Here is a 1,075-nt window from a genome sequence, read left to right as displayed (position 1 = left end):
TCAGGCGGCGCCGTCGGGGCGGGCCCCCACCGCTCAGGGGGGGGCCCCCGGCCCCGGTCAGCTCGCCAGCAGCAGCGCGACGCCGGCCAGCGCGCCCAGCGCGGAGAAGCCGGCCCCGATGCCCAGAGCGAGCCGTGGCGACTGCGAGACCCGCCCGGAGTACCTGATGCGGTTCTCGACGAAGTGGAAGGTCAACCAGGCCGGGGCGACAGACAGCGCGATCACCAGCAGCCCGGTGGATGTCGACAGCGGTCCCCAGTACGTGGCCGCGATCGCGAGCATCGGCCAGTGCCACAGGTACAGCGAGTACGACAGCGCGCCGATCCAGCGCAGTGGCGCGATCCCGAGCAGGGTCCCCGCCCCGCCCCGGGTTGCGGCGCAGCCGGCCGCGATGACCGCCGCGGTGCCCAGCACCGGCAGGGCGGCAGTGTAGCCGGGGAAGTCCATCATCGGGGTGAAGGACAGGCAGGCCACCAGCACCGCTGCCAACCCGGCCCAGCCCAGCACGACAGTGACCGGCCTGGGCAGCCGGGCCCAGACGCCGACCGACATGGCGACGCCGGCGCCGACGGCCAACTCCCAGATCCGGGTGGTGGTCTGGAAGAACGCCGGGGACTGCGCGCCGACGGTGGTGGTTACCGACCAGGCCAGCGAGCCGGCGGCCAGCAGGCCCAGCGCCGTCGCCAGCACCGGCTTCAGCCGGGCGCCGGACACCTTGGCCAGCGCCACCGCCAGCAGGATCAGCAACGGCCAGATCAGGTAGTACTGCTCTTCGACGGCAAGCGACCAGAAATGCTGGACGGGGGACGGCGGCATCGTCGGGTCGGGGTGCGTGAAACGATCGGCCAGCCGCCAGTTCAGCAGGTAGGCCGCCCCGGCGACGATGTCGCCGCCGATCTGACCCCACCGGCCACGAGGCACCATCAGGAACACGAACACCGCTGCCGTCAGCAGCACCACATTGGCCGCCGGCAGCAGTCGGCGAATTCAGGCGGTCGAAGCATTTGCCTCTACGAGTTCGGCGAATATCTCGGAGGGCTTCTTCCAATCATGGATCTTACGGGGTCGGTCGTTG

The 1,075-nt window shown here is 71.1% G+C and carries 1 protein-coding gene; it reads right to left on the bottom strand.

The window, feature by feature from the left end; translation table 11 throughout:
* Positions 1 to 57 precede the first annotated feature (57 nt).
* Entirely contained in the window at positions 58 to 975 is a 918-nt protein-coding gene (locus ACFT41_RS19575; protein ID WP_377613946.1) for an acyltransferase family protein, read from the bottom strand.
* Positions 976 to 1,075 lie beyond the last annotated feature (100 nt).

It is taken from the genome of Micromonospora sp. NPDC057141 (assembly GCF_042670805.1).
Taxonomy (GTDB): Bacteria; Actinomycetota; Actinomycetes; order Mycobacteriales; family Micromonosporaceae; genus Micromonospora.
The sequence above is the reverse complement of the archived record's forward strand: the minus strand, read 5'-3'. Positions and strand labels throughout refer to the sequence as shown.